Annotated in this window: 1 protein-coding gene; it reads left to right on the top strand. The window is 43.8% G+C overall.

Going from position 1 to position 6,776, the window contains the following annotated elements:
* Nucleotides 1-45: 45 nt before the first annotated feature.
* Nucleotides 46-6,776 (top strand): S8 family serine peptidase (locus IQ242_RS27120; protein WP_370582987.1); only part of this gene is annotated, 6,731 nt, incomplete at its 3' end.

Here is a 6,776-nt window from a genome sequence, read left to right as displayed (position 1 = left end):
TAAGAGACAGCCATTATTTCAACCCCATCTGATTGTGATCCTTGTGTGGAGAAAACTAAACAAGCGATCGCTAGTTGTGCGATCAAATTTATTCCTATCCCTAATTGGATTAGTTGCACTAAAGGAGCTTATGACTGTGTTACCGGCGGTATAAGTTGGGAAAGTGCTTATGGTTGCTTTACAACCATCTTAAGTTGTGCTGAGGCAATTGGTAAGACAATACCGGGTCCTTGGAAATATCTAAGTGTACTGGAGTGTACGTATGAAATCCTGACAGCTTGTCTAGGTAGTGGCTCTGGCGGCGGCGGAAGTGGGGGTGGAGGCTCTAACAGTCCTAATACTCTAGCCTCTTTTGGCATTCAAACAAGTGATTTAGGTCAGATCAGTGTCAATGGGATTCCTCAATCTGCTTTGAAACTCTTACAAGATAGCTATGCTAGTCTTCAGACCTTTGTTGATGCTCAAACTTTTCTTTTTGGCAATATTGCTTGGTGGAAAGCAGCCGAAGAGGATGCAGTAAGCTTTAGTAATTGGTTAGATGCGTTTCAAACTCGAACTGAGGGAACTACTACAACAGAGGCAAAAATCTCTGATTCAGAGCGAAATGAATTGCTTAGTGTAACACTGCCTTCCGGTATTACAGCAACTGATGTTAACCAGTTTCTAGATCGTTGGAATCGTACTATTGATTATTGGCAAGCAGGTAAATTTGAACAAAAAGATGTTCCATCTGGAGACAATGCTGACTTCTTGGCAATAGATGTATGGAAAAATAAACTATCTAAAGCAAATGATGCTATCAAGCAAAGTGAAGCTGCTGGATTTAGTGATCCTGGTGAGCAAGCTTTAGGAGCAATTCAAGAACTACAAAAAGCCTTAGATGGTAGTGGAGGAGTCTGCGCCACAGTCAAAATCAAAATCGACCAAGAAGCAGTAATGACCCGCGCTGCCTTCCTTGGCAATTTAGAAATAGAAAACGGTAACGCAACCAACCTAACCAACCTCTCCGTTATCCTTCAAATCAAAGACCAAAACGGCAACATTGTCAACGATAAATTTGGCATCACCGACCCCATTCGTAGCAATATCACCGCCGTTGATGGGACAGGAATATTACACGGAGATAACCCCGACACTCCCCAAAAAGAAGGAATTGGCAGCGCACAATGGACCTTTATTCCTACCAATTTAGCCGCGCCAGAAACCCCCACTCAATACAACATTGGTGGAACCCTTTCCTACCTCGAAAACGGCAAAACTATCACCGTCCCCCTCCTAGCGAGTCCTGTAACCGTCTATCCCCAAGCCGAACTTTACCTCGACTATTTCCATCAACGAGATGTCTTCGCCGATGACCCCTTCACCGATGACATTATCGAAACATCCGTCCCCTACTCCCTCGCTGTCCTCATCAGAAATGAAGGAAAAGGAGACGCAAAAAACCTGAGAATCACCTCCGGACAACCGAAAATCATCGAAAACGAAAAAGGCTTACTAATAGACTTTCAAATCATCGGTTCCGAAGTCAATGGACAAGGAGTTAGTCCTTCCTTAACCGTCAACTTTGGTAATATTGAAGCCGGAGAAACCGCCGTCGCTGACTGGTTACTCAAATCCAGCCTACAAGGGAAATTCATCGACTACAAAGCCACCTTTGAACACATCAACAGCCTCGGTAAAGCTGAACTCTCCCTTATCAAAGAAGTCAAAATCCACGAACTAATTCATACAGTCCAAGTCAATCATTCCAACCCCGACAACTTACCCGACTTCCTCGTTAACGAAACCTTTGACGCACAATTCACCCCCGACATCATCTACTTTAGCAGTGGTGGAACCGCACCCGTCAAAGCCGTCAAAAACGCCACCATTGACGCACCCCCAACCCTCAGCGACTTAACTGTTCAAATTAGCGCCACCGTCCAAGATGGCTGGACTTACTTCCGCTTAGATGAACCCAGTAACAGTCAATACGACATCGTTAAAATCTTGCGGTCTGACGGTACAGAAATTGGGTTAGATAACTTCTGGACAACCGACCGTACCTTCCCCGCTACCGGTCGTCCAACCTATGAAAACATCCTCCATTTCTTTGACAATAACGCCACAGGAGGAACGAAAACCTACACGGTTGTTTATACCCCCGGTGGACCCACTATTACCGACATTATTGATGTTAGTCCAGACCCACGCGCCACAGCCGTTAACGCCATTACCGTTGACTTTTCCGAACCCATACAAGCCAGTAGTTTCGATTACAATGACTTAAGCTTAACCCTAAACAATGGCACAAACTTAATTAACTCCACCGTTACGATTGTTTCCCTCTCTTCCACCCGTTATCAAATCAGCGGATTAAACACCCTAACCAACAATGAGGGAGACTATATCCTCACCGTCAACGCCACAGGAATCCAAGACACCAGTGGTAAATTTGGTAGCGGTTCACTAACAGAAACTTGGAAGAAAACCGCTGGCGGTAACGCCGACACCACCCCACCAGTAGTAACAGATATTGCCAATCTATTAATCAACCCGCGTAATCAACCAGTTCCCTCTTTAACCGTCACCTTCTCCGAAAAAATTGACCTCAGTACCTTCACTTGGCAAGATATTACTCTTACCCGTAATAATGGAACCAATTTAATTAACAATACCGTCACCATTACCACCATTAACGACACCACCTATCGAATTAATGGACTAAGTGGATTAACCACAACCGATGGAACCTATAACCTGACAGTTAACGGTAGTGCAATCCAAGACTTATCTGGTAACTCAGGAAATGGAACCCAGTCCGAAACCTGGGTAATGGATACCATCGCACCCGCAATTCCTACTAATATTATAGTCACCAATCCCCTAACACCTTCAGGGATAAATACTGCAAACCTCGCGCTATTACAGCCTTTAACTGTATCAGGACAAACCCGAATTGATACCACCAATCCCACCATTAGTGGACAATTAGGAGAAACCGGATTAAAAGTCTTCTTCTACGACAAAATCACCAATCAACTCTTACAACAAGCAACCGTAACCGGAAACCAATTTAGTAGTAAAGTTCAACTTCCCTCACCCGGCGCAAGAGACATAGAAATCCGGGTAGAAGATACCGCAGGAAACACCACCAATACAACCCTAAGTCTATTTGTAGATACAAGCCAACCAGTCCTTACCCAATTTATCAACGTTCCCACCTCAACCGCCAACCCCATCAACAGTATTGACGTTCAATTCTCCGAACAAATTAACCTCAATACCTTCGATAAGAGTGATGTTACCCTCACCCGTGATGGTATCCCCCTCACCCTACCTAATACAGTCACCGTTGAATATATCTCAGGAACAACCTATCGCATTAACGGATTAGGCGACTTAACCAACACCCCCGGTATCTATAGCTTACAGGTTGACGCAACCACCATCCAAGACAACGCCGGAAATAACGGAGACGCAGCCAAAACTACCACCTTTACCATTACTCCCCCTCCCACCCCAGGAGTCACCTTAACCCAAACAGCCGGAAATACCACCGTCACCGAAGGAGGTAACACCGATAGCTACAGCTTGGTATTAAAAACCCAACCCACTGCTGATGTCACCATTACCCTAACTGGTAACAATCAAATCACCCTCAATTCAACTACCCTTACCTTCACCACAACCAACTGGAATACTCCCCAAAACGTCACCATTACCGCAGTAGATGACACCCTAACAGAAGGAAATCAAACTGCTACCATTACCCACAATATCAGCAGTACAGACACCAATTACAACGGGTTAACCCTTCCTAATGTTAATGTCAATATTCAAGACAACGACGCAGAAATAAAAGGCAATATTTGGAACGATATTGATGGCAATGCGATTGATAACAACGAACCCAACCTATCAGGATGGACAGTTTACTTAGACACCAACAATAACAACCAACTCGATACCGGAGAAACCACAACCCAAACTAATGCTAACGGCGACTATACATTTAATAACCTACGTCCGGGTAATTATAACGTCGCTCAAGTAGTACAAACAGGCTGGAAACAAACCTATCCCCTCCTCAATATCACCACCACAGCAGCGGATATTCCCCTCGCCATCCCCACCCTTGAACTAATTTCTCCCGCTACAAGTAATCAAACCCAACTCAACTTCAGCACCAGCAACTACACAGTTACAGAAGACGGAACCGCCATCACTGAAATTATCATCATCCGTAGCGGAAACCTCACAGGAACAGTCACAGCCACCCTTACCTTTACCGATGGAACCGCCAAAGGTTGCGCTTGCGCCGCTAGTTCAATTAACAACGATTTTAACCACAATCCCATTACCATTACCTTCGCCGAAAACGAAATCAGTAAAGTCATTCCCGTCCAAAACGCCATCTTAAATAATCCCAACGCCATCCGCATTCGGAATGACAACAAAATCGAAGGAAATGAATCCTTTACCATCAATCTCACCAACCCCACCGGTGGCGCAACTCTGGGGAATCAAAGTCAGGCAACCGTCACCATTCTCGATGATGAATCTCCCAATAATAATCCAATCACACCGCCTATCTCCAATCCCAGTAACACCATTTCTAACTCCCAAAATACTAACGCCACCAATCTGATTAACCTCGATGATTTCTGGTCAGATTCCCGCTTTAGCAACATCAAAGGACAGGGACAAAGCATCGTCATCATTGACACCGGTGCCGACTTAAATCATCCCCTATTCGGTGCAGATGCTAATAATAATGGTATTGCTGACAAGATTATCTATCAATACGACTTTGCTGACAATGATACTGATGCCAGTGATAAAAACAATCACGGTTCCCACATTACCAGTATCGCCTCCCAAATTGCACCCGATGCTAACTTAATTATCCTCAAAGTCTTTAAAGATAACGGTTCTGGGTACTTTGCTGACTTAGAAGAGGCCCTACAGTGGGTTAATACAAATGCGAACACATATAATGTCACCTCTGTCAACCTTTCTTTAGGAGATAATCAAAACTGGACAACCGCCACCGGACGCTATGGAATTGGCGATGAATTAGCCGCCATTGCCGGACAAAATATTCTCATAGCAGCCGCAGCCGGTAACAGTTTCTACACCTTTAATAGCACCCCCGGATTAGCCTATCCAGCAGCCGACCCGAATGTAATCTCCGTCGGTGCAGTTTGGGCCGATGACTTCGGTTCTGGCAGCTTCAGTAATGGTGCTAAAGACTATACAACCGCAGCAGACCGAATCGCCAGTTTCTCCCAACGTCATCCCCTTTTAGATGTATTTGCTCCAGGAATTTTAATCAGTGGCGCCAATGCAACTGGTGGGACAATTACCATGGGTGGCACATCTCAAGCCGTGCCTTACATTAGCGCAATTGCTACCCTTGCTCAACAGATTGCTCAAACCTATTTAGGACGGGAATTAACCTTAACTGAATTTCGTACCTTATTAGACACAACTAGCAACTTAATTATTGATGGGGATGACGAAAACGATAACGTTACCAATACAGGAATCAGTTATCCTCGAATCAATGCAATTGCTTTAGCAGAAAGCATACTCACCCTCAATGACAGTAATCCTAATCCAGATTTAGTTAACCCAGGAAATAACAATAATAATGGCTCCAACACGGTCACTAATACCGTCAGTTTAGTTCATAATGTCACCCTGACTGCGGGACAAATACTAACGGGAATTAACTTCGGAAATCAGCAACTTAATCAACCACCAACTCTCAATAACATTAATAAGAGTGGGAATGAAGATAACCCCATCAACTTTAGTCAAACTGACTTTACTTCAGCTTTCAATGATGCCGATGGTAATCCTCTCGTTAAAATCCAGATTACTGCTTTACCTAATAAAGGTGTTCTCCAACTGAATAATACAGCAATTGCACTCAATCAAGAAATTACTGTCAGTGACCTAAATAATCTCACTTTTAGTCCCAATACTAACTTTAACGGGAATATTACTTTTAGTTGGAACGGGTTTGATGGGAGTGTTTATGCAGATAATGCTGCGACAGCGAATATCACAGTTAACCCAGTAGATGACGCACCAACTGTCCTCAATCCGATTACAGATGTCAATGTTAACGAAGATGCCGAAAATAGTGTTATTAACTTAAGCAATGTCTTTAGTGATGTTGATGGAGATGTGATTGTTAAGACAGTCTTTGTCAATAGTAATCCAGGATTAGTCACTGCTACCATCGTTGACAATCAGTTAACCCTCGACTACCAAGACAATCAATCTGGGATAGCTAATCTGACAATTCGAGGAACATCTAACGGTAAAACTGTTGACGACACTTTCCTAGTAACAGTTAACCCAGTAGATGACGCACCAACTGTCCTCAATCCGATTACTGATGTCAATGTTGACGAAGATGCAGCCAATACCGTCATTGATTTAACCAATGTCTTTAGTGACCCCGATGGAGATGTAATTACTAAGAGTGTGTTATCTAACACAAATACTAGCTTGGTGACAGCAACTATCGTTAATAACCAATTAATCCTAGATTATCTCCAAAATCAGTTTGGAACGGCTCAAATTACCATCAGAGGAACATCGAAAGGTTTATTTATTGAGGATACCTTTACCATTACCGTCAACCAAGTGACGGAAGGGATACTCATTACAGGCACATCTGGCAATGACAATCTTGTCGGTGCAGACGGAAACGACACCCTACAAGGATTAGCCGGAAACGACACCCTAAATGGAGGACTGGGTTCGGATTCTCTCGAAGG

It is taken from the genome of Microcystis sp. LEGE 08355, from assembly GCF_015207185.1.
GTDB lineage: Bacteria > Cyanobacteriota > Cyanobacteriia > Cyanobacteriales > Microcystaceae > Microcystis > Microcystis panniformis.
The sequence above is the reverse complement of the archived record's forward strand: the minus strand, read 5'-3'. Positions and strand labels throughout refer to the sequence as shown.